General features: G+C 64.2%; 20 protein-coding genes and 1 pseudogene. 13 read left to right on the forward strand and 8 right to left on the reverse strand.

What is annotated here, in order from left to right; translation table 11 throughout:
* Positions 1–123: 123 nt before the first annotated feature.
* From ACVJGD_RS44105 to ACVJGD_RS44130, 6 genes and pseudogenes are all read left to right on the forward strand, one after another.
* A complete protein-coding gene (locus tag ACVJGD_RS44105) occupies positions 124–1,119 on the forward strand; it encodes an ABC transporter substrate-binding protein (protein WP_456639938.1) in 996 nt (331 codons plus the stop codon).
* Between the two features lie 130 nt (positions 1,120–1,249).
* Positions 1,250–2,095 carry an ABC transporter ATP-binding protein gene (locus ACVJGD_RS44110; RefSeq protein ID WP_456639939.1) on the forward strand — a complete coding sequence of 282 codons (846 nt, stop codon included), beginning with the start codon at positions 1,250–1,252 and terminating at the stop codon, positions 2,093–2,095.
* Between the two features lie 228 nt (positions 2,096–2,323).
* A complete protein-coding gene (locus ACVJGD_RS44115) occupies positions 2,324–3,724 on the forward strand; it encodes a hypothetical protein (protein ID WP_456639940.1) in 1,401 nt (466 codons plus the stop codon).
* Positions 3,721–4,872, forward strand: a complete 1,152-nt coding sequence (locus ACVJGD_RS44120; protein WP_456639941.1) for a Gfo/Idh/MocA family protein — start codon at positions 3,721–3,723, stop codon at positions 4,870–4,872. The genes ACVJGD_RS44115 and ACVJGD_RS44120 overlap by 4 nt, the downstream gene beginning before the upstream one ends.
* 10 nt (positions 4,873–4,882) lie before the next feature.
* A pseudogene (locus ACVJGD_RS44125) lies at positions 4,883–6,077 on the forward strand (dihydrodipicolinate synthase family protein).
* The gene (locus tag ACVJGD_RS44130; RefSeq protein ID WP_456639942.1) at positions 6,077–6,940 is read left to right on the forward strand and encodes a sugar phosphate isomerase/epimerase family protein; all 864 of its coding nucleotides are present in this window, start codon (positions 6,077–6,079) and stop codon (positions 6,938–6,940) included. The pseudogene ACVJGD_RS44125 and the gene ACVJGD_RS44130 overlap by 1 nt, the downstream one beginning before the upstream one ends.
* A gap of 31 nt (positions 6,941–6,971) precedes the next feature.
* Here the strand turns inward: ACVJGD_RS44130 and ACVJGD_RS44135 are convergent, their stop codons facing one another.
* Entirely contained in the window at positions 6,972–8,513 is a 1,542-nt protein-coding gene (locus ACVJGD_RS44135; protein WP_456639943.1) for a Spy/CpxP family protein refolding chaperone, read from the reverse strand.
* A gap of 227 nt (positions 8,514–8,740) precedes the next feature.
* Here ACVJGD_RS44135 and ACVJGD_RS44140 point away from each other — a divergent pair, with 227 nt between their 5' ends.
* Positions 8,741–9,061 carry a hypothetical protein gene (locus ACVJGD_RS44140; protein WP_456639944.1) on the forward strand — a complete coding sequence of 107 codons (321 nt, stop codon included), beginning with the start codon at positions 8,741–8,743 and terminating at the stop codon, positions 9,059–9,061.
* A 164-nt stretch (positions 9,062–9,225) separates the two neighbouring features.
* On the opposite strand, the gene ACVJGD_RS44145 is transcribed toward ACVJGD_RS44140, so the two are convergent.
* Positions 9,226–10,449: a cytochrome P450 gene (locus ACVJGD_RS44145; RefSeq protein WP_456639945.1), complete on the reverse strand. Its 1,224-nt coding sequence runs from the start codon at positions 10,447–10,449 to the stop codon at positions 9,226–9,228.
* 103 nt (positions 10,450–10,552) lie between these two features.
* Between ACVJGD_RS44145 and ACVJGD_RS44150 the strand changes: the two genes are divergently transcribed.
* From ACVJGD_RS44150 to cnbZ, 6 genes are all read left to right on the forward strand, one after another.
* On the forward strand, positions 10,553–11,098 hold the full coding sequence (locus tag ACVJGD_RS44150; RefSeq protein WP_456639946.1) for a phosphonopyruvate decarboxylase: 546 nt from the start codon (positions 10,553–10,555) through the stop codon (positions 11,096–11,098).
* The gene (locus tag ACVJGD_RS44155; RefSeq protein WP_456639947.1) at positions 11,095–11,685 is read left to right on the forward strand and encodes a thiamine pyrophosphate-dependent enzyme; all 591 of its coding nucleotides are present in this window, start codon (positions 11,095–11,097) and stop codon (positions 11,683–11,685) included. Before ACVJGD_RS44150 ends, ACVJGD_RS44155 begins: the two co-directional genes overlap by 4 nt.
* 196 nt (positions 11,686–11,881) lie before the next feature.
* The gene (locus tag ACVJGD_RS44160; protein ID WP_456639948.1) at positions 11,882–12,583 is read left to right on the forward strand and encodes a TetR/AcrR family transcriptional regulator; all 702 of its coding nucleotides are present in this window, start codon (positions 11,882–11,884) and stop codon (positions 12,581–12,583) included.
* Between the two features lies 1 nt (position 12,584).
* Complete coding sequence (locus tag ACVJGD_RS44165; protein WP_456639949.1) at positions 12,585–13,778, forward strand: efflux RND transporter periplasmic adaptor subunit; 1,194 nt, start codon at positions 12,585–12,587, stop codon at positions 13,776–13,778.
* A 17-nt stretch (positions 13,779–13,795) separates the two neighbouring features.
* A complete protein-coding gene (locus ACVJGD_RS44170; RefSeq protein ID WP_456639950.1) occupies positions 13,796–16,894 on the forward strand; it encodes a MexW/MexI family multidrug efflux RND transporter permease subunit in 3,099 nt (1,032 codons plus the stop codon).
* Positions 16,895–17,196: 302 nt separating this feature from the next.
* Positions 17,197–17,940 carry a 2-amino-5-chloromuconate deaminase CnbZ gene (cnbZ, locus tag ACVJGD_RS44175; protein ID WP_456639951.1) on the forward strand — a complete coding sequence of 248 codons (744 nt, stop codon included), beginning with the start codon at positions 17,197–17,199 and terminating at the stop codon, positions 17,938–17,940.
* Positions 17,941–18,091: 151 nt separating this feature from the next.
* Here the strand turns inward: cnbZ and ACVJGD_RS44180 are convergent, their stop codons facing one another.
* From ACVJGD_RS44180 to ACVJGD_RS44205, 6 genes are all read right to left on the reverse strand, one after another.
* Positions 18,092–19,897, reverse strand: coding sequence for a gamma-glutamyltransferase family protein (locus ACVJGD_RS44180; RefSeq protein ID WP_456639952.1), 1,806 nt, complete (start codon positions 19,895–19,897; stop codon positions 18,092–18,094).
* A gap of 270 nt (positions 19,898–20,167) precedes the next feature.
* A complete protein-coding gene (locus ACVJGD_RS44185) occupies positions 20,168–21,163 on the reverse strand; it encodes an ABC transporter ATP-binding protein (RefSeq protein WP_456639953.1) in 996 nt (331 codons plus the stop codon).
* Complete coding sequence (locus tag ACVJGD_RS44190; RefSeq protein WP_456639954.1) at positions 21,160–22,146, reverse strand: ABC transporter ATP-binding protein; 987 nt, start codon at positions 22,144–22,146, stop codon at positions 21,160–21,162. The genes ACVJGD_RS44185 and ACVJGD_RS44190 overlap by 4 nt, the downstream gene beginning before the upstream one ends.
* Positions 22,143–23,102, reverse strand: coding sequence for an ABC transporter permease (locus ACVJGD_RS44195; RefSeq protein ID WP_456639955.1), 960 nt, complete (start codon positions 23,100–23,102; stop codon positions 22,143–22,145). The genes ACVJGD_RS44190 and ACVJGD_RS44195 overlap by 4 nt, the downstream gene beginning before the upstream one ends.
* Before the next feature lie 13 nt (positions 23,103–23,115).
* A complete protein-coding gene (locus ACVJGD_RS44200) occupies positions 23,116–24,096 on the reverse strand; it encodes an ABC transporter permease (protein WP_456639956.1) in 981 nt (326 codons plus the stop codon).
* Positions 24,097–24,187: 91 nt separating this feature from the next.
* Positions 24,188–25,780, reverse strand: coding sequence for an ABC transporter substrate-binding protein (locus ACVJGD_RS44205; protein ID WP_456639957.1), 1,593 nt, complete (start codon positions 25,778–25,780; stop codon positions 24,188–24,190).
* Positions 25,781–25,912: the final 132 nt, after the last annotated feature.

The raw sequence follows: 25,912 nt of genomic DNA on the forward strand, positions 1-25,912 counted from the left end.
TGAAAGACAACAACATAAGGTTTGCCGTCATTGCGAGCGAAGCGAAGCAATCCATGGCGCCGCAAGTGGAAGGATGGATTGCTTCGCTTCGCTCGCAATGACGGGGAGAGGGAGGAGAACAAGATGCGATTGATAGCTGTAGTCTTGGCGACGTTGACCTGGACCGTAATATCGGTGCTTCCGGCATCGGCTGCCGACAAGGTGGTGTTGATGCTCAACTGGTATGTCTATGGTGAGCACGCGCCGTTCTATTACGGCAAGGCCAAGGGTATCTATGCCGCCGAGGGCATCGACCTCGAGATCCAGGAAGGCCGTGGCTCGGCTGCGACCACCCAGGCGGTGGCCGCCAAGACCGCCAATTTCGGCTATGTCGACATTCCCACCATGATGCGCGCTGCGGTGAAGGGCGCGCCCGTCATCGCAACCGGCGTGCTCTTGCAGACCAGCCCGATGTCGGCGATGGGCTTCGTCGACAAGAACATCCGGAAGCCGGAGGACATCAAGGGCAAGACGGTTGCGATCACGCCGGCGGATTCCATGACGCAGATCTGGCCGCTGTTCCTGAAGAAGACCGGCCTGAAGGAGAGCGATTTCCAGACGGTCGCCGGCGATGCGCAGACCAAGCTGAACGCCGTCATCAACGGCCAGGCTGATCTCTTGCTCGGCTACGTCATGGACCAGTCGATGAAGATCAAGGACGCCACCGGCAAGGACGTCTATCCGATCAAGTTCGCCGACTACGGCATCCATCTGGTCTCGTCGGGCATCATCGCCAACAGCGACTATGTGAAAGCGAACGCCGATCTCGTCCGCCGCTTCATGTCGGCGACGACCAAGGCGGTGGAGGCCGCCGAGAAGGAGCCGAAGGCAGCGGCGCAGTCGATCCTCGATGCCAACCCCAAGGGCGGCAAGATCGACACCCTGACGCAGGGCTTTGAACTCACGATCCCGCTCTATCGCACGAATGAAACCAAGACCAAGCGGCCGTTCCAGGTCACCGACCAGAACATGACGGATTCGGTCAATCTGATGGTCGAATATGGCGGGCTCGATGCCAAGGCCAAGGACAATCCGAAGGCCTTCTACACCAACGACTACCTGCCGAAGGGCGACTCGTGAAAGCTTATCTCGACGTCATTGCGAGGAGCGAAAGCGACGAAGCAATCCATCTATCCGTTATGCCGCACGATGGATTGCTTCGCTTCGCTCGCAATGACGGGCTTCATATGGCTTGGATGGATCTGACTTCATGAAACCGGCGACACAGAGCCATGTGGATCAACCGGGCGCGCATCTGCGCCTGGTCTCCGGCCGTGCCGCCGGAGAGACATCGGGCATCAAGCTGTCCGGAGTCTCCAAGACCTATCGCTCGCGCGACGGCGACGTGCCGTCGCTGCGGCCGCTCGACTTCCACATCAATCAAGGCGAGTTCTTCGTCGTGGTCGGCCCGTCCGGCTGCGGCAAGTCGACCTTGCTGAAGATGATTTCCGGCCTGCTGCCGCCGACGACGGGAGAGATCCTGGTCGAGGGCGAGCAGGTGACCAAGCCGCACGGCAATGTCGGCATCGTGTTCCAGAACGCGCTGCTGTTGCCGTGGCGGAATATCCTCTCCAACGTGATGCTGCCGATCGACATGAAGAAGCTGTCGCGGGAGAAGTACCTGCCGCGCGCGAAAGAGCTTCTGAAGCTGGTCGGCCTCGAAGGCTTCGAGAAGAAGCTGCCGTGGCAGCTCTCCGGCGGCATGCAGCAGCGGGCCTCGATCTGCCGCGCGCTGGTGCATGATCCCAAGATCATGCTGATGGACGAGCCGTTCGGCGCGCTGGACGCGATGACGCGCGAGCGCATGAATGTCGAACTGATGCGGATCCAGCGCGAGACCGGCAAGACGGTGCTCTTGATCACGCACTCGATCCCCGAGGCCGTCTTCCTCGCCGACCGCGTGCTGGTCATGACCGAGCGTCCCGGCGCGATTGCAGCAATCTATGACGTGCCGCTGCCGCGCCCGCGCTCGCTGGATGCGATGTCTGATCCAGTGTTCACCGAACTGGTGCAGCGTATCCGCAAGCATTTCTTCACCCAAGGATCGCTGGACTGAAGCATGCAGAGACTGGGTCACGCTAGCGCGGCGTCCGCCGTCGACCTCTCCCCAGCGGGGAGAGGTCGGATCGCATCGTCAGATGCGATCCGGGTGAGGGGGCTTGCTCTCTCGTGGGACCTGAACCCCCTCACCCGGCGCTACGCGCCGACCTCTCCCCGCCGGGGAGAGGTGAGGCAAGTCGCACCGTCTCGATCAAAGAACGACCAGCTGTAAAGACAAGCGTCGATGCCGCCTCGTCTCATTGTCCGAGATATCGCCCTGTTCGAACGCCCGGTCAGCTTTGCCCGGCCGTTCCGCTTCGGCGCGGTCGTGGTGAATGCGACGCCGCAGGCGTTCGTGCGGGTCGAGATCGAGGTCGAGGGGAAGGGGCGGGCGCAAGGTGCGAGCGCCGAGTTCCTGGTGCCGAAATGGTTCGACAAGCGGCCGGAGCTTACGCCGGAAGAGACGGTGCAGGAGCTCCGGCGGTCGCTATTGATCGCGCGCGAATTCTATCTCGCGCATTCGGACTTCGAGACGGCGTTCGGACTGCATGCGGCGTGCATTGGCGCGCAGGTCGAGGCCTGCGCGAGAGAAGACATTCCTCCGCTGGCGGCGGCCTATGGGCCGGCGGAAATCGACAAGGCAATCCTGGATGCGCTGTTGCGCGCCGTCGGCGTCAGCTTCTTCGACGGCATGGCGCAGAACATTGCGGGCGTCGATGCGCGGCTGTCGCACGATCTGGAGGACGGTGAAATCGCGACGTTCCTTGCAGAGCGCAAGCGGCTCGATCGCGTCGCGATCCGGCACACCGTCGGCCTCGACGACAGGGTCGAAGGCGAGGGCGGCGTTGCCGACGCAAAGGAGAACGCCGGCGCGCGCTATTTCAAGCTCAAGCTCAACGGCGATCCCGAGCACGATGCGGCGCGGCTGATCCGGATCGGCAACGAGCTGGCAACGCTGCCGCATGACTACAAGGTCACGCTCGATGCCAACGAGCAATATGCCGATCTTGCGGCGCTCGGCGCGCTGATTGATCGCCTCGACCACGATAGCGCATTGCAACCGATCGCCGCAAAGCTGCTCTATATCGAGCAGCCGATGCCACGCGACATCACAAGACAGTCGGCGTTAGGCACGCTGGCGCGCGCTTTCATCATCGACGAGGCGGATGATTCCTACGATGCGTTCCCTGCGGCGCGGGCGCTCGGCTATCGCGGCATCTCCTCGAAATCCTGCAAGGGACTCTACAAGTCGATCGTCAACGCAACGCGCGCGGCCAAATGGAGTGCGGATGGCGAAGCGTTTTTTGTCAGCGGCGAGGACCTGACCTGCCAGGCGGGACTCGCGGTGCAGCAGGACCTCGCGCTCGGCGCGCTGATCGGCGTCACCCACGCCGAGCGCAACGGGCATCACTATGTCGACGGCTTTGCCGAGACGCCTGCCGTGGAGGCCGAGGCATTCCTCTCGGCGCATCCTGATCTCTACGTCCGCGACGGCGACAAAGTACGCCTCGCCATCCATGACGGCGATCTGTTGACGGGATCGCTGACGACGCCGGGCTTTGCCACTTCTGTCCATCCGGACTGGTCCACGATGATGCCGCTCGAGCGGCCAACGACAAGAATTCTGCAGGAGCAAGCACTATGACCACCAAACGTCTCGGCCTGATCATGAACGGCGTCACAGGCCGGATGGGGCTCAACCAGCATCTGATCCGCTCGATCGTCGCGATCCGCAACCAGGGCGGCGTGCTGTTGTCGAACGGCGACCGCATCATGCCGGATCCGATCCTGGTCGGCCGCGACGCCGAGAAGGTCGGCGCGCTGGCCCAGCGCTTCGAGATCGCGCGCGTTACCACCGACCTCGACAAGGCGCTGGCTGATCCCGACGACACCGTGTTCTTCGATGCCGCAACCACGCAGGCGCGGCCCTCGCTGCTGGCCAAGGCGATCAACGCCGGCAAGCATGTCTATTGCGAGAAGCCGATCGCGACCAATCTGGAAGAGGCGGTTGCGGTCGTGAAACTCGCCAACGCCAAGGGCCTGAAGCACGGCACGGTGCAGGACAAGCTGTTCCTGCCGGGCCTGAAGAAGCTCGCCTTCCTGCGCGACTCCGGCTTCTTCGGCCGCATGCTCTCGGTGCGCGGCGAGTTCGGCTATTGGGTGTTCGAGGGCGGCTGGCAGGAAGCGCAGCGGCCGTCCTGGAACTATCGCAGCGAGGACGGCGGCGGTATCATCCTCGACATGGTCTGCCACTGGCGCTACGTGCTCGACAGCCTCTTCGGCGAGGTTCAGAGCATCTCCTGCCTCGGTTCGACCGATATTCCCGAGCGCTATGACGAAAAGGGCAAGGCCTACAAGGCGACCGCCGATGATTCCGCCTATGCGACCTTCCAGCTCAAGGGCGGCGTGATCGCGCACATCAACATGAGCTGGGTGACGCGGGTCTATCGCGACGATCTCGTCACCTTCCAGGTCGACGGTACCCACGGCTCGGCCGTGGCGGGGCTGACCGACTGCGTGATCCAGGCGCGCCAGGCGACGCCGCGGCCGGTGTGGAATCCGGACGAGAAGCGGCTGCACGATTTCTATGCCGACTGGCAGAAGCTGCCTGACAATGTCTCTTACGACAACGGCTTCAAGGAGCAGTGGGAGATGTTCATCCGCCACGTCTGCGAGGGCGCGCCTTACAAATACACGCTGCTCGAAGGCGCCAAGGGCGTGCAGCTCGCCGAATGCGCGCTTCTGAGCTGGAAGGAGCGGCGCTGGATCGACGTCGAACCGATCAGGCTGTGAGGACAGGATCATGAACAAGCTCGTCCCGCCGATGTCTTCGCTCTCGTTGAAGCTGCCGACCGCAGGCGGCGACCTCGAGACCTATCGTCTTGCGGCGTCGCGGGGCCTTTCCCGCCAAGCTCGAGGGGACGCTCAACCGCATCGCGTTCTCGGCGGCGCATGTCGTGGCCGATCCGCGTGCCGATGTCGATCCGTGGCTCACCGCCGCGGTCGACTGGGACAGGACGATCGCGTTCCGCGAACATGTCTGGGACCTCGGACTCGGCGTCGCGGAGGCGATGGACACGGCGCAGCGCGGCATGGGGCTCGACTGGACCACCTCGCTGGAATTGATCCGGCGCTCGGTGAGCGCGGCGAAGGCCAAGGGCAATGCACTGGTGTTTTCCGGCGCCGGCACCGATCACCTCGCGGTGGAGAACGCCAGGACATTGGACGACGTGATCCGCGCCTATGAGGAACAGATCGCCGCGATAGAGAAGGTCGGCGGCCGCATCATCCTGATGTGCTCGCGCGCGCTGGCGAAGCTCGGGCGCAGCGCGGACGGCTACGTCAGGGTCTACGACCGCGTGTTGTCGCAGGTTCGCGAGCCCGTGATCATCCACTGGCTCGGCGACATGTTCGATCCGGCGCTAAGTGGATATTGGGGAACGTCCGACCTCGACAAGGCGATGGACACGGCGGTTGCGATCATCAACGCTCATGCTGCCAAGGTCGACGGTGTCAAGGTGTCGCTGCTCGACAAGCAGCGCGAGATCGATATGCGCCGGCGGCTCGATCAGCGCGTCAAGATGTATACCGGCGACGACTTCAACTATGCCGAACTGATTGCGGGCGACGAGCAGGGCTTCTCGCACGCGCTGCTCGGCATCTTCGATGCGATCGCGCCGGCGGCATCCTATGCGCTGTCGCGGCTGGCCGCGGGCGACGAAGCCGGGTTCCACGACGTGCTGGGGCCGACAGTGCTGCTGTCGCGCCACATCTTCAAGGCGCCGACGCGGTTCTACAAGACCGGCATCGTGTTCATGGCCTATCTCAACGGCCACCAGGATCACTTCACCATGGTCGGCGGGCAGGAGAGCGCACGCTCGACGCTGCATCTCGCCGAGTTGTTCCGCTTGGCTGATGCGGCCGGCCTGCTCGCCAATCCGGAATTGGCGACGAGGCGGATGAAGACGGTACTGGCAACGCGCGGCGTTGAGTCCTGATGCGCGATTTTTCTTCCGATCACCGCTGGCTGTCGCTGAATACGGCGACGGTCCGCAAGCAGGGCAATCTGGTCGAGATCATCGAGGCCTGCGCGCGCCACGGCATCCGCGCCATCGACCCCTGGCGCGACCAGGTCGCATCGATCGGCCTCGATCGCGCTGTGCGCGCAGTGCGCGACGCCGGGCTCGAATTGTCAGGCTATTGCCGCGGCGGCATGTTCGTCGCGGATGCAGCGCATCGGAATGAGGCGCGCGACGACAATCGCCGCGCCGTCGACGAGGCCGCGGCGCTCGGCGCGTCCTGCATCGTGCTTGTGGTCGGTGGCCTGCCGCAATATTCGCGGCCGGGCAGCGCGGCCTCGAAGGACATCATGGCAGCGCGTACGCAGGTGCATGACGGCATCGCCGAGATGCTGGACTATGCGAGAGAGGCAAAGCTGCCGCTCGCGATCGAGCCGCTGCACCCGTCCTATGCCGGCGACCGCGCCTGCGTGAACACGACAAAGCACGCGCTCGACATCTGCGATGCGCTGGACCCGGAGCGCAGCGGCATGCTGGGCGTCGCGCTCGATGTCTATCACATCTGGTGGGATCCGGAATTGATGGGACAAATCGCGCGCGCCGGCAGAGATCGCCTGCTCGCCTTCCACGTCTGCGACTGGCTGGTGCCGACCAAGGACATCCTCAACGACCGCGGCATGATGGGCGACGGCGTGATCGACATCAAATCCGTACGCGCAGCAGTGGAAGCGCAAGGCTTTGCCGGCTATTCGGAGATTGAAATCTTCTCCAACGACTGGTGGAGCCGCCCGATGGATGAGGTTTTGCGGATCTGCATCGAGCGGCACCGGACCGCGGTTTAGGGTCGGCACTCAAGGCTCCCTGAAAGCGTGGTCACTGGCCTGCAGTCTGCGGCAGCGTATTGAAGCGTGCCTTCTGCTCGCTGCTCAGCGTGCCATAGAACTCGTCCAATGCGGCTTGCACCCAATCGGCTGCCTCCAGCATGGCCTCGAGCCGCTTCTCCATCGCCTCGAGCCGTCCGACCGGCGTCAGTGGCACCTCGTCCGGGCAGGCAGCCTGCAGCCCTGCCACCGCTTTCTTCGTCGCGTTGCTCAAGCGGTCGAGCGCTTCCTTTTGCTTGCCCGCAGGGCGTATCACCGCTTCGATGCGTTCGATCGGCATCTGCGTCAGGCTGGATTTCGGATCGCCGCAGGCCTCGGACGCTTCCCGCTGCGGCTGCTGTTGCGAACGATCGCCGACATTGGGACCGAGCGCATTGAAGCGCGCCTTTTGCTCGTCGCTCAGCGAGTCATAGAACCTCTCCAGCGCCGGCCGCACGATCCTCACCGCCTCGAGCGTGGCGCGGACGCGGTTCGTCATCGCCCGCAAGCGGCCGGGCGGCGTCAGTGCGTAGGAATCGACGCAGGATTGCTTGAACACGTCGGCAGCCTTTGCCGACGCGGCCTTCAATTCATCGAGCAGAGCGCGCTGCTCGGGTGTCGGCTGTACGGCCCCCGTGATCTCGGCGATCGGCCAGGCGGTCACGCCCTTGTCCGGAGCTTCGCACACTTGCCGCAAAGCCTGCAGGTTCGCGCTCGGGCGTTGGCGGCCTCGGTAACCGGTGATCGCCTCGCCGGGATCCGGATATCGGGCGTAGGCGGAATACGGACTGTCGGCACCCCAGAATACGGTGTCGACGAAGTCGTCGTAAGCGTAAGCCCAATAGCCGGGCTCGTAGGCATAGGGCCAGAAGGTGTAGTTGAAGATGTCGGAATAGGCATAGGGCCAGAACACCGGGCCAAGCCAGGCAACAAACACCGCGTGCTTGCCGCGCCGCCAGGCATGGCGGGGCGCCCAGGCCTGCTCCCGGGCTGCGAGCGCCGCTTGGGCTTGCAGAGCATCATTGCTGCGGAAGTGCGCGGCAAATCGTCCGCGTGCTGCAGCCTCAAGGGCCGCAGCAGCGGCGGGTCGCTCGGCGGAAGGTGGCGGTGTCAGCCGCTGCAGCCGCGCCTGATCACGTTGCTGAACAAGCTGCTCGCGCTGCAGCAGGCGGTTCTGGGTCTGCAGCAACCGCTCCTGCGCGCGTTGCGCCCGCGCGCCTTCCGGCTTTTGCGACTGCAATTGCTGCACGCGCTGCTGCAGGCGATCGATGCGGCTTTGGCGCTCTGCGGTCTGGCGCGAGAGCAGGTCCCGCTGCCGCTCCTCAGCAGAGGCGGGCCGTTCGGCCGAAGGCTGCGGTGCCAGCCGCTGCAGCCGCGCCTGATCACGTTGCTGCATAAGCTGCTCGCGCTGGATCTGGCGGTTCTGTGTCTGCAGCAACCGCTCTTGCGCGCGTTGCGCCCGCGCGCCTTCCGGCTTTTGCGACTGCAATTGCTGCACGCGCTGCTGCAGGCGATCGATGCGGGTCTGGCGCTCTGCGCTCTGGCGCGAAAGCATCTCACGCCGCCGTTCCTGCACCATCTGCTGTTGCTTTTGGATTCGCTGCTCACGCTGCTGCGCACGCGTTTCGATCTGCTCCTGTGGCGACGGCCGGGCGCCCACAGCGGGCGATGGGGTCGGGCGCGGCGGTGCGGCGATGTCGGGCCCGTGACGCCCTGCCGTGGCCGGACGCTGCGGTGGCGCAGCCGGGCCACGATGGATGTCGGGTCGGCGGATCTCAGGTCGTGGCCCGGCTACGCGTGGTGCGGCCGCGCGCGGAGGTGCGGCAATATGCGGCGCCGGACGCGGTGCCATGGCCGGCCGCTGTGGCGGGGGAGCGGCACGGATCGCCGGTGCGGCCGGCCGCGCCATTGCCGGAGGTCGCGCCATTGCCGGGGGTGGTACGGGGCGGGCCATGGCGGGTGGCGCAGGGCGCGCCATTGCCGGGGGTGGTCCTGCTGGTCGGGCTGCTGGCGCAGCCCCGCCACCGCGGAAAGCCTTGGTCCCCTGGGCGAACGAGCCGCCGCTCCAAGCGATTGCGGAGACACCAAGCAGGAACGCTGTAAGGCGAAGGCCGTGCGGAAGCATGATGGCAGCTCCCTCCTACTGGCTCTCGTCGCCCGCAAATATCAACGCGCAAGCGCGGACATCGTTCGTTTCTCGCTTATATGGCCCGCATCGATTTTGCAATGCAAGGTGACAGAAGGGCTGCAGCCCAGCGGATCAGCCGCTACGCATTGACCGTGCACGGCACGTTCAAAAATCCGCGGAAGCGGACGCGGCCGCCGCGTGTCGGCTCGCCGGCGAGGGCGTAATTCGGGAAGCGGGCCAGGAAGCGCGAGATCGCGATTGCGCCTTCGAGCCGCGCCAGCGCCATGCCGGCGCATTGGTGGGCGCCGGTGCCGAAGGCGAGGTGACGGTTTGGCGTGCGGGCGATGTCGAAACGTTCGGGGTCCGGAAATTGCGCGGGATCGCGGTTGGCGGCGCCGATGCACAGCGTCACCGGCGTGCCCGCTTGCATCTTGATGCCACCGAGCTCGACCTCTTCCACGATCATGCGGTTGCCGAGCTGGTTCGAGCTCTCATAGCGCAGCATCTCCTCGACCGCGGTCTTGATCAGGTCGGGCTGCGTAATCAGCCGCTGCTTTTCATCGGGATAGTGCAGCAGCGTCACCAGGCCGTTGCCGATCAGATTGGTCGTGGTCTCGTGGCCGGCATTGAGCAGGAAGATGCAATTGTGCAGCAGTTCCTTCTCGGTCAGCCGCTCGCCATTGTCCTCGCCCTGGATCAGGCGCGTCAGCACGTCGCGTTCGGGATTGCCGGGCTTGGCGCGCCGCCGCTCGACCAGCGTCTCGAGATAGGCGAGGAAGTCGTTCACGGCCTTGTTGCCGCGCGCAAACTGTTCGGCCGAGATCACCGGCTCGAGCGCGCCCAGGATCGCCAGCGACCAGTCGCGCAGCGGGCCGCGCTCGTCGTGGGGTACGTCGAGCAGGTTGCCGATCACCTCGACGGGAATCGCAGAGGCGAAATCCTCGATCAGCTCGACCTTGCCCTTGGCGGCGATCGCATCGAGAAGGCCGTCGATCAGGCGGATCAGATCAGGCTCCATCGACGCGATTGCGCGCGGCGACAGCGCACCCATGATCAGGCGCCGCACGCGGGTGTGCGCCGGCGGGTCGTTGAAGACGAGGCTCGTGGTGTGATGCTCGTAGAGAAGAGAGTCGCCGTATTTCGGCAGGAACTCCCTGTGCTTGTCGGAGGAGAACGCCTTGGTGCTCTTGTAGGCGGTGACGAGGTCGTCGTAGCGGGTCAGGAAATAGGAGCCGTTCGGCAGCCGCTTGACCGGCGCGTTATCCCGCAGTGCACGATAGGTTGGGTAAGGATTGGCATAGAACTCCGGCGTCAGCCGTTCGAGGTCGAAACTCTCCGCCAGCTCTCGTGCGTTTCCTGTCATGCTGCCATTCTCTTTTTGAGAACTGATATGCCGTTTTTGTTCTTCCGGAAAGTGCCGCCCGCTTTACAGTTCGCGTGCCTCGCTTATTGCTTCGGAAACGCCCATGCATGCCCGCACTGAAACTGCCTCCGACAGCCAGCCTGCCTGGCCGGAGGAGATTTTCTCGACATTGCAGCGCTTCGATGTCCGCCAAGTGCCTTACGTGCCCGACGCCGGACATTCGCAACTGATCGAGCGCGTGCTCGGCTCCGCCACCATGCGCGGCATTCCGCTGACGACGGAGGAGGAGGGCATCGCGCTGTTGCTCGGCGCCTGGGCCGGCGGCCAGCGCGGCGTGCTCTTGATGCAGTCGAGCGGCGTCGGCAACTGCATCAACATGCTGTCGCTGACGCAAGTGTTCCGCTTCCCGTTCCTGACGCTGGTGACGATGCGCGGCGAATGGGGTGAGTTCAATCCGTGGCAGGTGCCGATGGGATCGAACACGCAGGCCGCCTTTGAGCTCTGCGGCGTCAAGGTGTTGCGTGCGACGCACCCTGAAGAGGTGCGCGAGGTTGTCGAAGCCGGTGCGGGGCAGGCCTATAACGCTGCTACGCCGACCGCCGTGCTGCTGTCGCAGCGGCTGATCGGGGCAAAGGTGTTCGTGAAATGAGCAAGGCAAATCTTCTGGACCGCCGCGCGGTCGTTTCCCACCTTCTAAAGGATCGCAATGGCGCGATCGCGGTCGGCGGCCTCGGCGCCTCGACCTATGACATCGCCGCGGCGGGCGATGATGACCGCAATTTCTATCTCTGGGGCGCCATGGGCGGCGCGGTCATGATCGGGCTTGGGCTCGCGCTGGCGCAGCCCGAGCTGCCGGTGGTTGTCATCACCGGCGACGGCGAGATGCTGATGGGGCTCGGGAGCCTCGCCACCGTCGGCGTGCAGAAGCCTGCCAACCTCTCCATCGTCGTGCTCGACAACGAAGCCTATGGCGAGACCGGCGGACAGGTCAGCCATACTGCCGCTTCGGTGGACCTGGTCGGCGTCGCCAAGGCCTGCGGCATCGCCGACAGTCGCGCGATCACCACCATGGCCGAGGTCGAGGCCTTCGCGGTGTCGCTGAAGGAACCGCGCCACGGCCCGCGCTTCGCCAATGTCAAGATCGACGGCGCCAATCTGGAGCGGGTGTTGTCGAATCGCGACGGAACCTTCATCGTCAACCGCCTGCGCGGCTCGCTAGGCTACCAGCCGATTTAGGTTCCCTTCGGGGGTAAAGGAACGCCGGCACTCGGCGACACCGATCTTGCCGATTTTCGTCAGGTGTGACATCTGGATATCCCTCTGACCCTACAAGACCTTATCGGGTGTTTGGGGCATGGCCCAACCTTAAGTTCTGTTTTTGCACTGCCGTAAATTCTTGACATTCTTTAAGGTGAGTGATTACTCACGCCGCATGTCTACCCTGCGCATGACCAGTGACTTGCGGCGGCAGTTGATCCTGAGCGCCGCCAAGCGATGCTTCGCCCGCCATGGCTTTGCCGGCACCACGACCAAGAGCGTGGCGGCCGCCGCTTCCATTTCGGAAGGGCTGTTGTTCAAGCACTTCCCGTCCAAGGCGGCGCTCTACGCCGAAATCCTCGCCGAGGAATGCGAAGCCGATCCCGATCTCGCGCACCTGCTCGGGCAGGAGCCGTCGACCGCAACGCTGGTCGAACTCGTGAAGGGCATGGTCGGCCACTTCCTGGAGATCACGCAGGTCCCCGATGAGGAAGAGGCGCAGCGGCTGCGGCTGATGACATCGAGCCATCTCGACGACGGCGAGTTCGCGCGGCTGCTCTACGACAAGGTCGGTACTCTGATCGCGCCGATCTTCACCGCATCGATGGAGCGCGCAGTTGCTGCCGGCGACGCCACCCGCATCGGCAGCGTGCCGCTCAACCTGTTCTGGTTTGCGCATCATGTCGTGCTGATGTCGGCGCTGAGCCGGCTGCCGACGACGCCGTGTCTCACCTACGACAACGCGCCCGACCTCGAGCGCCAGCTTTGCGAATTCATCCTTCGCGGCATCGGACTCACCGAATCCGCAATCTCTTTTCATTTGAACCGCCAGCCGTCACCGAGCCAGGGACAATCGGTAACTGCAGAAAGTGCATGACATGAACATCGTGACCGAAACCAATATCAAGGGCGAACCGATCGAAAAAAAGCCGCACAAGCGGCCGGTCAGGATGGGGCGCTGGTTCATCATCGTCGGATTGCTGCTGGGGGTCGTGGTCGGCGGTCTGGTCTGGTTCAACTATTTCCGCGCCAAGATGATCGGCGAGTTCTTCGCCAACATGAAGCCGCCGCCGGTGACGGTGAACGCGGCCGAGGCGAAATCGGAAGTCGTGCCCAACCTGCTGACCGCGGTCGGTGAACTCGCCGCCGTGCATCAGGTCAACGTCACCTCCGACGTCTCGGGACGCATCACCGACATCCTGTTCACCGCGGGCGCCGAGGTGAAGGCGGGTGCGCCGTTGGTCCAACTGTTCGACGGGCCGGAGCAGGGCGACCTCGCCAGCTTCAAGGCGCAGGCGACCGTGGCGCAGCTCTCGCTCGAACGCGCCAAGCAGCTTGCGGCGCGCAATTTCGGACCGCAGGCCACCGTCGACCAGACCCAGGCTGCGTATGACCAGGCCCTGGCCGGCATTGCCAAGACCGAGGCGCTGATCTCGCAGAAGCTGGTCCGCGCGCCATTCAACGGCGAGCTTGGCGTGCGCAGGGTCGAGGTCGGTCAATACCTGACAGCGGGCAACCAGGTCGTGTCGCTGACCGATCTCTCGATGCTCTACGACAACTTCACGGTGACGGAAAAGGACAGCGGCCAGCTCAAGGTCGGCCAGACCGTCCGGATCAAGGTGGACGCCTATCCGGATCGCGTTTTCGAGGGCAAGCTGACCACGATCGAGCCGCAGGTCGCGACCGACACCCGCAACATCCGCGTGCAGGCCACGGTCGCCAACCCGGAAAAGATCCTCAAGCCCGGCATGTTCGCGACCACCACGGTGGTGCTGCCCGACAAGCCCCCGGTGATCACGGTCCCGGAGACCGCGGTCGACTACTCGCTGTATGGCGATTCGGTCTACCTGATCACTGAGAAGAAGGAGAACGACGGCAAGACCAGTTTGACGGCGGTGCGCACCTTCGTGCAGGCCGGCAAGCGATCTGGCGGCCGTACTGAAATCATCCGAGGCCTGAAGGCTGGCGACCGCATCGTGGCGCTTGGTCAGATCAAGCTGCAGTCGGGCGCCGCGGTTGCGATCTCCACCGAACCGACGCCGCCGATCCCGGCCGAACCGCCGCGCTATTGAGAACCAGGACCCGGTAAATGTCCTTCACCGACATCTTCATCAAGCGGCCGGTCCTGTCGGTCGTCGTCAGCTTGCTGATCCTCTTGATCGGCTTGCGTGCGGCGACCGTGCTCCCGATCCGGCAATATCCGAAACTGTCGAACACGGTGGTCAACGTCACCACCAGCTATCCCGGTGCGTCGGCCGACCTGATCCAGGGCTTCATCACGACGCCGATCGAGCAGGCGGTCGCCTCGGCCGAAGGCGTCGACTACATCACCTCGTCCTCGGTGCTCGGCACCTCCACGATCCAGGTCTACATCAAGCTGAACTTCGACCCGAACCAGGCGCTGACCGAGGTGCTGGCCAAGGTCAATTCGGTGAAATACCTCATTCCGAAGGAATCGAACGACCCGGTCGTGACCAAGACCACCGGTCAGACCACGGCCGTGATGTATCTCGGCTTCTCCAGCGAGGAGCTGTCGGGATCGGCGATCTCGGATTACCTCACGCGCGTGGTTCAGCCGCTACTGTCGACGGTTGACGGCGTGGCTTCCGCCGACATCCTCGGTGGCCAGACCTTCGCGATGCGATTGTGGCTCGACCCGGTCAAGATGGCGGGCCGCGGCGTGTCTCCCACGGATGTTGCGCAGGCGATTGCATCCAATAACTTCCAGGCCGCCGCCGGCCAATCCAAGGGCTACTACATCGTCTCCAACGTCTCGACCAACACCGATCTGCGCAATATCGACGAGTTCAAGCGCATGATCGTGAAGTCGAAGGAGGGCGGCTTTGTCCGGATGGAGGATATCGCGCAGGTCGAACTTGCCGCACAAAGTACGGACGCAAGCGTCGCGTTCAATGGCGAGCATGCGATCTTCATCGGCATCAATGCGACCCCGCAAGGCAACCCGCTGACCCTGGTGAAGGGCGTCCGCGCCCTGTTCCCGGAGCTCGAACGCAACCTGCCGCCGTCGCTGAAGATGAAAGTGGCGTACGATTCCACCAAGTTCATTCAGTCGTCGATCGACGAGGTGGAGAAGACGCTCGGCGAAGCCGTCGTGATCGTCATCGTGGTGATCTTCCTGTTCCTGGCCTCGATCCGGTCGGTCATCATCCCCGTGGTAACGATCCCGCTGTCGCTGATCGGCGTCTGCAGCCTGATGCTGATCATGGGCTTCAGCATCAACCTCTTGACCCTGCTCGCGATGGTGCTCGCGATCGGTCTCGTGGTCGACGACGCGATCGTCGTGGTGGAGAACATCCATCGCCACCTTGAGGAGGGCAAGACACCGGTACAGGCTTCACTAATAGGCGCGCGCGAGATCGTGGGTCCGGTCATCTCCATGACCATCACGCTTGCCGCGGTGTATGCGCCGATCGGCTTCCTTGGCGGCCTCACCGGTGCGTTGTTCCGCGAATTTGCCTTCACGCTGGCGGGCTCGGTGATCGTGTCGGGCGTGATCGCGCTGACGCTGTCGCCGATGATGTGCTCGGTGCTCCTGAAGAACACCGAGGAAGGACGTTTCGCGCGGGTGGTCAACCGGGTGTTCGGTGCGTTGACGCGCTGGTACGGTCGCAAGCTCGACCGCTCGCTCGACTACCGTCCGATCACCGGTCTGTTCGCGCTCACGATCCTTGGCCTCGTCGGCTTCCTCTACATGCACACGATGAAGGAGCTCGCGCCCGAAGAGGACCAGGGCATCGTGTTCGCGCTCACCAAGGCGCCGAAATACGCCAATATCGACTACATCGACTTCTACGGCGAGAAGATGGACAAGGCGTTCCAGAAGTTTCCGGAAACGGATCTGCGCTTTGTGCTGAACGGCACGCCGAGCGCGCAAAGCGGCATCGCCGGCATGCTGCTCACCCCGTGGGATGAGCGCAAGCGTTCGTCGATTGCGTTGAAGCCGCTGGTGCAGGCGGAATTGTCCAAGATCGAAGGCGTCAATGCCTTCGCGTTCAACCTGCCGCCGTTGCCGGGCGGTCCGGGCGGCCTGCCGGTGCAGATGGTGATCAATTCGACCGTCAGCTTCCAGGCCATCTATGAGCAGATGGAGAAACTGAAGGCTGCTGCGCGCAAGAGCGGCATGTTCATCGTGTCCGACAGCGATCTCGACTTCAACCAGCCGGTGGTGCGCGTCCGGGTCGATCGCTCCAAGGCGAGCGACCTCGGCATCAACATGCAGCAGGTCGGCGCGACGCTGGCTACGCTGCTCGGCGGCAACTACGTCAACCGCTTCAACCTGGAGGGCCGTTCCTACCAGGTAATCCCGCAGGTGCCGCGCGCCGTGCGTCTGTCGCCGGAAGCGCTCGGCGGCTACTACGTGCCGACGAACACTGGCCAGTTGGTGCCGATCTCGACCGTCGTTTCGATCGAGACGGGCACCGATCCGAACGCGCTGACGCACTACAACCAGCTCAACTCGGCGACGTTCTCGGCGGTGCCGATGCCGGGCGTGACGGTCGGCCAGGCGGTCGACTTCCTCGAAAGCGAGGCCAAGAAGCTGCCGGCCGGCTTCAGCCACGACTATCTGGCTGACTCGCGGCAATATGTGCAGGAGGGCAACCAGCTCGTCATCACCTTCGCGTTCGCCGTGATCATCATCTTCCTGGTGCTGGCGGCGCAGTTCGAGAGCCTGCGCGACCCGCTGGTCATCATGGTCTCCGTGCCCATGGCGATCGTCGGCGCCCTGATCCCGCTGTTCTTCGGCGTGGCGACGATGAACATCTATACGCAGGTCGGCTTGCTGACGCTGGTCGGCCTGATCACCAAGCACGGCATCCTGATGGTGGAGTTCGCCAACGAGCTGCAGCTCAACGAGGGGCTGGACCGCCGCTCGGCCATCGAGATGGCGGCCCGCATCCGGTTGCGTCCGATCCTGATGACCACGGCGGCGATGGTCACCGGCCTGATCCCGCTGTTGACGGCATCGGGCGCCGGCGCAGCCAGCCGGTTCTCGATCGGCCTCGTCGTGGTCGCAGGCATGCTGATCGGCACGCTGTTCACGCTGTTCGTGCTGCCCGCGGTCTACGTGACGATCGCCACCGATCACCGGGCGAAAGCGACTTCGGAGCGCAACAAGCAGATCGCCGACTACGAGCTCGGCGGTGGCGGAGCGCTCAAGCCTACCTGAGACTTCTTGGCCCCAAAGTCTCAGCGAAAGGGCGGCGACGGTTCTACCGTTGTCGCCCTTTTGGTTTTTTCAAAACATCACCGCCATCGTCCCGGGCTTGACCCGGGACCCATAACCACAGGGAGCGGTTGTGGCGCGAGCAAGCGGTTGCAGCTTCGCTCATCGCATGTGCCTGTGGTTATGGATCCCGGATCGGCGTTCGCTTCGCTCACTTGTCCGGGACGACGGCGAGTTTCCTTGCTAGAAAGTCGCAAGCTCTTGAGCATGCGCGCACAGACAACTGAGCTTTAGGGGAAACAAACATGGTGAGTGATTTCGCGCCCGGCAACTATCGTTTCATTCCGGCCGTGTTCCAGTATTCGAGTGGCGCGGCCGCCAATCCCGGCTTCGAGATCGAGCGCGTGCGCTTTGACAGGGTGGTGCCGCTTGCCGAAGGCTTTGCGCGGATCGCAAGCCATATCCAGGCGGCGGGACGGCCCTTGACCTCGTTCTGCGCCTGCGAGTTGCGTTCGCCGGCAGCGGTGTCTGAGCAGGGCTTTCGCGCCTTCAACGAGCACTATGTGAAGACGCTCGCGGAGTGGGGGCTGTTCGATGGCACCACCAATCCGGTGGCGCGCAGCAATGTCTGCCCAGAGATCGATCCACCCGCCGAGCCGTCATTCTACGCGTTTTCGTTCACGCGCCCGAGCACAGGCACCTCGCCATCCTTCGTGATCGCCGGCGGCGCCGAGGCGCGCGGCGGTGCCGGCAGCTATCCCGAGCGCATCGTGCGCTATCGCGACATGAGCCCGGAGGCGTGGAAGGAGAAGGTGCGCTTCACCGTCGGCGAGATGGAGCGGCGGCTCGCCGAATTCGGCTTCACCTGGCAGGACACCACCGGCGTGCATGCCTATACCGTGCATGATTTCCATCCGCATCTCGCTGATGAACTGGTGCGCCGCGGCGCCACCCGTTCCGGCCTGACCTGGCATTTCGCCCGGCCGCCGGTGGTCGATCTCGAATACGAGATGGATTGCCGCCGCGTGCTGCGGGAGTTGGTGATTTAGCTTGGCGAGCCGGAAGTAGCCCCTCATCCTGAGGAGCGCGGCAGCGCGTCTCGAAGGATGAGGCCACCAGCCGGGCCTCATGGTTCGAGACGGCGCTGCGCGCCTCCTCACCATGAGGGACAGGCAGAGCGCAGCTTAAGCGTTTTCGCCCTCATCGTCCGGCGGCGTAACCCTGCATGCCCCGCGGATTGGCGGCGGCGCGGCGTTTGCGCCCGACACGCGACGCCGCGGTCAGGCGGCCCTCCGACCAGTCGGGGCCGACCTCGACGATGTGGCCGCGGCGCTGCAATTCGTCGATGCTCGCTTTGGGCACCCGACCTTCGACGACAAGCACGCCCGGGCGCGCGGTGCGCGGCCAGAACGAGATCGGGAAGTGCTCGGAATGCCACGCCGGCGCGTCGATCGCCTCCTGCAGGTTCAGCTTGGCATGAACGTGGCGCAGGAAGAACTGCGTGATCCATTGGTCCTGCTGGTCGCCGCCCGGCGAGCCCCAGGCCAGATATGGCTCGCCATCGCGCAGCGCCAGGGTCGGAGAGAGCGTGGTGCGCGGGCGCTTGCCCGGCGCGAGCGAAGCTGGGTGGTTCTCCTCCAGCCAGAACATCTGCGCGCGGCTGCCAAGGCAGAAGCCGAGCTCGGGGATGACGGGCGAGGACTGCAGCCAGCCGCCGGAGGGCGTGGCCGAGATCATGTTGCCGGCCTTGTCGATGATGTCGAAATGCACGGTGTCGCCGCGCACCTCGCCGAAGCGGCCGACGGTCGGCTCGCCCGCGCCCATCGCGCCGACAGCTTCGCGATGGCCCTCCGCGCGCCGCAGTTTTACGACCGCGCCAAAGCCTTCGACCGAACCGGGAACGAAATCGAGCGACGCCTTGTCTTTCGAGATCAGCTTGCGGCGCTCGTCGTTATAGGCGTCCGACAGTAGCGTCCCGATCGGGATGTCGGTGAAGTTGGGATCGCCGTAGAACTTCTCGCGATCGGCGTAGGCGAGCTTGGCGCATTCGATCTGCAGGTGGATGAAATCGGCGCTGGCGGGGTCGAGGCCATCGAGGTCAAAACCCTTCAGCAGTGCGAGCTGCTGCAGCATCACCGGGCCCTGGCTCCAGACGCCGGCCTTGCACACGGTGTAGAGGCCGTAATCATAGGTGAGCGGCGCTTCAATCGTCGGCTGCCAGCGCGCCATGTCGTCGGCCGAGAGCACGCCGCGATGCGGCGAGCCGGAGACATCCATCACCTCCTGCGTGCGGCAGAACTTGTCGATCGCTTCCGCAACGAACCCTTTCGACCACGCCTGCCGCGCGCGCTCGATCTGCGCGACGCGGTCAGTCCCTGCGCTTTCCGCCTCCTGCAGGATGCGGGCGTAGGTTTCCGAAAGCCGCTTGTTGGTGAAGATCGTGCCCGGCTTGGGCACCTCGTTGTTGGGCAGATAGACGTCGGCCGAGGTCGGCCAGTGCTTGCGGAACAGTTGCTCGACAGTCTTGATGGTGGCGCATGCGCGCTCGACCAGCGGAAAACCTTCGCGGGCGTAGGCTATCGCGGGCTCCAGCACATCGCGCAGGCGCAATGTGCCGTAGTCGCGCAGCAGCAGCATCCACGACTCGAACGTGCCGGGCACGCAGGCGGCGAGCAGGCCGGTGCCGGGGACCATCTCCAGCCCTTCGCTGCGATAGTGCGCGATCGTCGCCTTCGCCGGCGCGGGGCCCTGGCCGCAGATCACCTCGGTCTTGCCGCGCCGGACATCGTGCACGATGACAGGCACGTCGCCACCGGGGCCGTTCAGGTGCGGCTCGACCACCTGCAGCGTGAAGGCGGTGGCGACGCCGGCGTCAAAGGCGTTGCCGCCTTTCTCCAGCGTGGCCATCCCGACCGCGGTCGCGATCCAGTGCGTCGAGGTGACGACGCCGAAAGTGCCTTCGATCTCGGGGCGTGTCGTAAATGGATCGGGATTGATGTTGCTCATGGCTGGCCACCGGTTGTTCTTGCGGGCGCACTTGATCACAGGCGCGAGGCGCTGCCAACGGCGCAGCCGGCATGGCTCAACCCCAAAAGGATCAGTCCGAACTGTATCCGCGTGCGAGATGCGCTCCCTCTCCCGCTTGCGGGAGAGGGCTGGGGCGAGGGTGTCTCCACGATGGGCTCGTTTGCGAGGAGAGAGCCCCCACCCGGCGCTTACGCGCCGACCTCCCCCGCAAGCGGGAGAGGTGAAGAATTCGTAGCCGATGCAGGCACATCATATTGGGACGGCAGTCTCCGTGGGTACGTTCACCGCATGGCAGGCCACGCCATCGATCAACTCCGGCGCCTTTTGGCGGCACAGGTCAAACGCCAGCGGGCAGCGCGGGTTGAAGGCGCATCCCGGCGGCGGATCGATCGGGTTCGGGATTTCGCCCTTCACGGGAATGCGCTGGCGGCCGCTCATTGCGAGATCGGGAACCGCGCCGAGCAGCATCTTGGTGTAGGGCATGCGCGGATTATTGAACAGCGCGCGGCCCTCCGCGACTTCGACGATGCGGCCGAGATACATCACGCCGATCCGGCTCGCCATGTGGCGGACGACAGCAAGGTTGTGGCTGATAAAGAGATAGGTGAGGCCGAACTTGTCCTGCAGGTCCCGCATCAGATTGAGAATCTGCGCCTGCACGGAAACGTCCAGCGCCGAGGTCGGCTCGTCGCAGACGATGAACTCGGCCTCCGAGGCGAGCGCGCGGGCGATCGCGATGCGTTGGCGCTGGCCGCCGGAGAATTCGTGCGGATATTTCAGGCCGTCATCGGCATGCAGCCCGACGAGCGAGAGCAACTCGCCGACGCGGGCGCGGATGTCGCGCTCGCCCTCGATCAGGTCGAAAGCGCGGATCGGCTCGGAGACGATGGCATCGACCCGGAAGCGCGGATTGAGGCTCGCATAGGGATCCTGGAAGATCATCTGGATACGGCGGCGCAAGCGCTGGCGCGCCTGCGCCTGCTTGGGATCGGTCATCGAGACGCCGTCGATCACGACCTCGCCCGAACTCGGCGGCAGGAGCCCGACCACCATGCGCGCCACCGTGGTCTTGCCCGAGCCGGATTCGCCGACAAGCGCGAAGGTCTCGCCTTTGCGGATATCGAAGGTGACGCCGTCGACCGCTTTCAGGAATTCGAGATGGCCGCCTTCGAGCACGCGGTTGAGCCACGGCTTCGAGACGTCGAACACGCGCCGGAGCTTCTTGACTTGGATGAACGATGTCATGCCGCGCTCTCCTTGGCGGCGCGATCGTAGAGATGGCAGGCGACGGCCTGCGCGCCGCTCGGAAGCGGCTCGGGACGCTCCGCCCGGCAGCGGTCGAAGGCGAAGGCGCAGCGCGGGTTGAACGGGCAGCCCGGCGGGATCGCCGACAATCGCGGCATCGAGCCGGGGATCTGCACCAGCCGCTTGTCCTCGCCGGCAAGCGTCGGGATCGCGCCCATCAGGCCCTTGGCGTAGGGATGCAGCGGATTGCGCACGACGTCCTGCACCGGGCCGATCTCGGCGATGCGGCCGGAATACATCACTGCGACTCGGTCGCAGGTCTCGGCGATCACGCCCATGTCGTGGGTCACCAGCATCACGGCGGTGCCGTGGTCGCGGCCGAGCCGTTTGATCAATGCGATGATCTGCGCCTGTACGGAAACGTCGAGCGCGGTGGTCGGTTCGTCGGCGATGATCAGTTCCGGCTCGGCGCAGATCGCGAGCGCAATCACGACGCGCTGACGCATGCCGCCGGAGAATTCATGCGGATAGCCATCGACGCGTTTTTCCGGCGCGGGGATGCCGACCTCCGCAAGCAGGTCGACGGCGCGCTTGCGCGCGGCGCTTTCGGAGAGGTTGGTGTGGGTGCGGATGGTCTCGACGATCTGGTCGCCGATCCGGTACAGCGGGTTGAGGCTTGTCAGCGGATCCTGGAAGATCATGCCGATGCGCTTTCCACGCACGCGCCGGATCTCCTCCGACTGCAGGTGATCGATGCGCATGCCCGAGAGCAGGATTTCGCCGCCGGAGATGCGGCCGGGCGGATCGATCAAGCCAATCACGGCGAGGCCTGTGACCGACTTGCCGGCGCCGGATTCACCGACCACGCCCAGCACCTCGCCCTTGGCGATATCGAAGGAGACGCCGTCGATTGCGCGCAACGTCGCGCGGCGGGTGACGAACTCCACCTTCAGGTCACGCACAGAGAGGACGGGCACGGTCATCGGAGCTTCGGATTGAGCGCGTCGCGCAGCCAGTCGCCGAGCAGGTTGATTGAGAGAATCAGGCCGGCCAGCGCAATGCCCGGGAAGGCGACGATCCACCATTCGCCGGCAAAGAGATAATTGTTGCCGATGCGGATCAGCGTGCCGAGCGAGGGCATGGTGTCGGGCATGCCGGACCCCAGGAACGACAGCGTCGCCTCGGTGATGATCGCGAGCGCCAGGTTGATGGTGGCGATGACGAGGATCGGGCCCATCGTGTTGGGCAGCACGTGACGCAGCATGATCTTAGGCGCGGGCAGGCCGATCAGTTGCGCGGCCGCGACGTAATCCTTGTTCTTCTCCACCATGACCGAGCCGCGTACGGTACGGGCATATTGCACCCAGAAACTCAGGCCGATCGCGACCACGAGTACGGCGAGCATGCTCATCGGATCGAGCCGGTTGCCGAACACGGATTTGGCGACGCCATTGACGATCAGCGCGATCAGGATCGCCGGGAAGGTGAGCTGCACGTCGGCGATGCGCATGATCACGGCGTCGACGGCGCCGCCGAGATAGCCCGCGATCAGCCCGAGCGTGATCCCGATCGCGCCGGCGAAGACGACGCCGAGCACGCCGACGATGAGCGAAATGCGCAGGCCATAGAGGATGGCAGAGAAGACGTCGCGGCCCTGTTCGTCGGTGCCGAGCAGGAACGGGCTCTGGCCGTCGGCGGTCCAGAGCGGCGAGATGCGTGAATTCATCAGTTGGAGCTGCGCCGGATCGAACGGGTTCTGTACCGCGAGCACGGAGGCAAAGATCGCGAGCAGGAAGAGCAGCACGGTGACGGCGGCCGCCAGCATCGTCAGCTTCGAGCGGCGGAAGGAATAGAACAGGTCGCTGTCGACCGCGCGTCGGAACCAGCCCGCGCCAGCACGCGCGCTCTCAGATTGCTGTTGGACGACGGCATCAGACATCAAAACTCTCGCCTCAGGCCGGACGGCTGACGGTGGCGCGCAGGCGCGGGTCGACGATGGTGTAGAGGATATCGACCACCAGGTTGATCGTGACGAAGATCAGCGAGACCATCAGAAGATACGCCGCCATGATCGGGATATCGACGTTTTGCACCGCCTGCACGAACATCAATCCCATGCCCGGCCACTGGAACACGGATTCGGTGATGATCGAGAATGCAATAACCGAGCCAAACTGCAGGCCTGCCACGGTGATGACGGGAACCAGCGTGTTCTTCAGCGCGTGGCCGAAGTGGATCGCGCGCGTGGTCAGCCCACGGGCGCGGGCGAAGCGGATATAGTCGGTGCGCAGCACTTCCAGCATCTCCGCGCGCACCAGCCGCATGATCAGCGTCATCTGGAACAGGCCGAGCGTGATCGAGGGCATGATCAGTGCCTTGAGGCCGGACACCGTGAGCAGGCCGGTGGTCCACCAGCCGATCCGCACCACCTCGCCGCGGCCGAAGGAAGGCAGCCAGCCCAAGGTCACCGCGAACAGGTAGATCAAGAGGATGCCGATCAGGAAGGTCGGCAGCGAGATGCCGATCAGCGAGACCGCCTGGCATAGTTTGGCAAGCAGGGTGTCGCGCCTGAGCGCGGCGTAGACGCCCATCAGGATGCCGAACACCATCGCGAAGATCGTGGCACAGATCGCAAGCTCCAGCGTCGCCGGCAGCCGCTCGGCGAGCAGCGTCGAGACCGGCTGCCGGAACTGGTAGGAGACGCCGAACTTGAACTGCGCGGCATTGGCGAAATAGCGCGCGAACTGGATCAGCACGGGATCGTCGAGACCGAGTGATTTGCGCACCGCCTCGCGCTCGGCCGCAGGCGTGTCGATGGAGACGATCTGGCTGACGGGGTCGCCGGCGAAACGGAACATCGCGAAGGCGATGATCCCGACGGCGATCATCACCCCGATGGCCTGAACGGCGCGGCGAAGCGTGAAAGCGAGCATCTGTTCCTTTCACCCGGAGCGTTTGCGATTTACCTCGCTAAGCAAAAGGTCCCGGAGCGCGGGGCTGCCGGGACCTTCGAGCGGCGAAGCTTTATTCCGATTTGACCATCCAGTAGGGCAGCACCTGGTTGTCCGGGCGCTGCACCACTTTCAATTTCTTCGAGACACCCCAGGCCAGCGCCTGCTGATGCAGCGGGATATAGGCCCAGTCCTTCATCGCGATCTCGAAGCCGGCCTTGATCAACTGGTCGCGCTTGGCGGTGTCGGTCTCCTGCAGCACCTTGTCGGCGATCGCGTCGAATTCCTTGTTGCAGTAGCCGCCGAGATTGGTCTCGCCGCGCGCCGATTTCGGATCGTCACGGCAGCCCATGATGTCGTACATCACATTGTGCGAATCGAGCGTGCCGGGCGTCCAGCCCAGCATGTAGAACGAGGTCTGGTAGCCGCCGGGCTTCAGCACTTTCGCGAAATACTGCGCCTTCGGCTGCGCCAGCAGGTTTACCTTCACGCCGATACGGGCGAGCATGCCGACCACGGCCTGGCAGATCGCGGCGTCGTTGACATAGCGGTCGTTCGGGCAGTCCATGGTGACTTCGAAGCCGTCGGGATAGCCTGCTTCGGTCAGGAGTTTCTTGGCGCCGTCAGGATCGAATTTCGGACGGGTGAAATCCTTCGACAGCGCGAACAGTTGCGGCGCGATCATCAGCGCCGACGGCGTCGACAGTCCGCGCATCACGCGGTTCTTGATCAGCTCGATGTCGATCGCCTTGTAGAAGGCCTCGCGGACGCGGACGTCCTTGAACGGGTTCTTGCCCTTGATGTTGGAATAGAGCAATTCGTCGCGGGTCTGGTCCATGCCGAGGAAGATGGTGCGGATCTCAGGCCCCTTCAGCACCTGCGCGTTCGGACTGGAATCGACCCGCGAGATGTCCTGGATCGGGACCGGCTCGATGATATCGACCTCGCCCGACAGCAGCGCGGCGACGCGGGTCGCATCGGAGCTGATCGGGGTGAAGACAATTTCCTTCAAATTGTGTTCAGGCTTGCGCCACCAGTTCGGATTGGCCTTGAACACCGTCTTCACGCCGGGCTGATGGCTTTCGATCATGAAAGGCCCTGTGCCGTTGGCGTTCAGCGAGGCAAAGCTCGGCGCCGTCGCGGACGCCGGCGTGGGCTGCGTGGCGTTGTTCGCCTCGGCCCACTTCTTGTCCATGATGTACCAGGTATCCCATTGCGAATTCAGGATGGGATTGGGCGAAGTCAGGATGAAATCGACAGTGTAGTCGTCGACCTTGACGACCTTGGCGTCGGCGGGAATGCGGGTCTGCAGATTGGAGCCCTTGGCGCGGACGCGGTCGGCCGAGAACACCACGTCGTCGGCGGTGAAGGGATCGCCGTTATGGAATTTGACGTTCTTGCGCAGATGGAAGCGCCAGCGGGTCGGCTCCGGCGTCTCCCAGCTTTCGGCGAGCGCCGGGATGATCTTGAGATCCTTGTCGCGCGCGGTGAGGCCTTCATAGACCTGCCCGAGATGGGCATGGGTGGTGGTCTCGTTCAGCGTATGAGGATCCAGAGATTTGAGATCGCCCTGATTGGCGTAGCGCAGCGTCTGGGCCGAAGCGGGTGTCGTGATCGCGACGATGGCAAGACTTATTGCCGCAAGCAGATGGTGACGTACCGACATTTTGAACCTGTTCCCCGTCTTGGTCCCGCGATGCGCGCTGTTTGGTAGCATATTGCATGCCAATGTTGCCAAAGTTTACCGGGTGCGCAAGCGCGATTTCCCGTAGAAGGTGAGATCAGTTTGCGCAGGCGT

This window comes from Bradyrhizobium sp. USDA 10063, from assembly GCF_054063735.1.

Coding starts and splice junctions, on each gene's coding strand:
- ACVJGD_RS44155 (WP_456639947.1), top strand. CDS start 11,095: ATGAGCAAGGCAAATCTTCTGGACCGCCGCGCGGTCGTTTCCCACCTT.
- ACVJGD_RS44105 (WP_456639938.1), top strand. CDS start 124: ATGCGATTGATAGCTGTAGTCTTGGCGACGTTGACCTGGACCGTAATA.
- ACVJGD_RS44185 (WP_456639953.1), bottom strand. CDS start 21,163: ATGACATCGTTCATCCAAGTCAAGAAGCTCCGGCGCGTGTTCGACGTC.
- ACVJGD_RS44205 (WP_456639957.1), bottom strand. CDS start 25,780: ATGTCGGTACGTCACCATCTGCTTGCGGCAATAAGTCTTGCCATCGTC.
- cnbZ (WP_456639951.1), top strand. CDS start 17,197: ATGGTGAGTGATTTCGCGCCCGGCAACTATCGTTTCATTCCGGCCGTG.
- ACVJGD_RS44120 (WP_456639941.1), top strand. CDS start 3,721: ATGACCACCAAACGTCTCGGCCTGATCATGAACGGCGTCACAGGCCGG.
- ACVJGD_RS44115 (WP_456639940.1), top strand. CDS start 2,324: ATGCCGCCTCGTCTCATTGTCCGAGATATCGCCCTGTTCGAACGCCCG.
- ACVJGD_RS44195 (WP_456639955.1), bottom strand. CDS start 23,102: ATGTCTGATGCCGTCGTCCAACAGCAATCTGAGAGCGCGCGTGCTGGC.
- ACVJGD_RS44150 (WP_456639946.1), top strand. CDS start 10,553: ATGCATGCCCGCACTGAAACTGCCTCCGACAGCCAGCCTGCCTGGCCG.
- ACVJGD_RS44200 (WP_456639956.1), bottom strand. CDS start 24,096: ATGCTCGCTTTCACGCTTCGCCGCGCCGTTCAGGCCATCGGGGTGATG.
- ACVJGD_RS44160 (WP_456639948.1), top strand. CDS start 11,882: ATGTCTACCCTGCGCATGACCAGTGACTTGCGGCGGCAGTTGATCCTG.
- ACVJGD_RS44190 (WP_456639954.1), bottom strand. CDS start 22,146: ATGACCGTGCCCGTCCTCTCTGTGCGTGACCTGAAGGTGGAGTTCGTC.
- ACVJGD_RS44180 (WP_456639952.1), bottom strand. CDS start 19,897: ATGAGCAACATCAATCCCGATCCATTTACGACACGCCCCGAGATCGAA.
- ACVJGD_RS44145 (WP_456639945.1), bottom strand. CDS start 10,449: ATGACAGGAAACGCACGAGAGCTGGCGGAGAGTTTCGACCTCGAACGG.
- ACVJGD_RS44165 (WP_456639949.1), top strand. CDS start 12,585: ATGAACATCGTGACCGAAACCAATATCAAGGGCGAACCGATCGAAAAA.
- ACVJGD_RS44130 (WP_456639942.1), top strand. CDS start 6,077: ATGCGCGATTTTTCTTCCGATCACCGCTGGCTGTCGCTGAATACGGCG.
- ACVJGD_RS44135 (WP_456639943.1), bottom strand. CDS start 8,513: ATGCTTTCGCGCCAGAGCGCAGAGCGCCAGACCCGCATCGATCGCCTG.
- ACVJGD_RS44170 (WP_456639950.1), top strand. CDS start 13,796: ATGTCCTTCACCGACATCTTCATCAAGCGGCCGGTCCTGTCGGTCGTC.
- ACVJGD_RS44110 (WP_456639939.1), top strand. CDS start 1,250: ATGAAACCGGCGACACAGAGCCATGTGGATCAACCGGGCGCGCATCTG.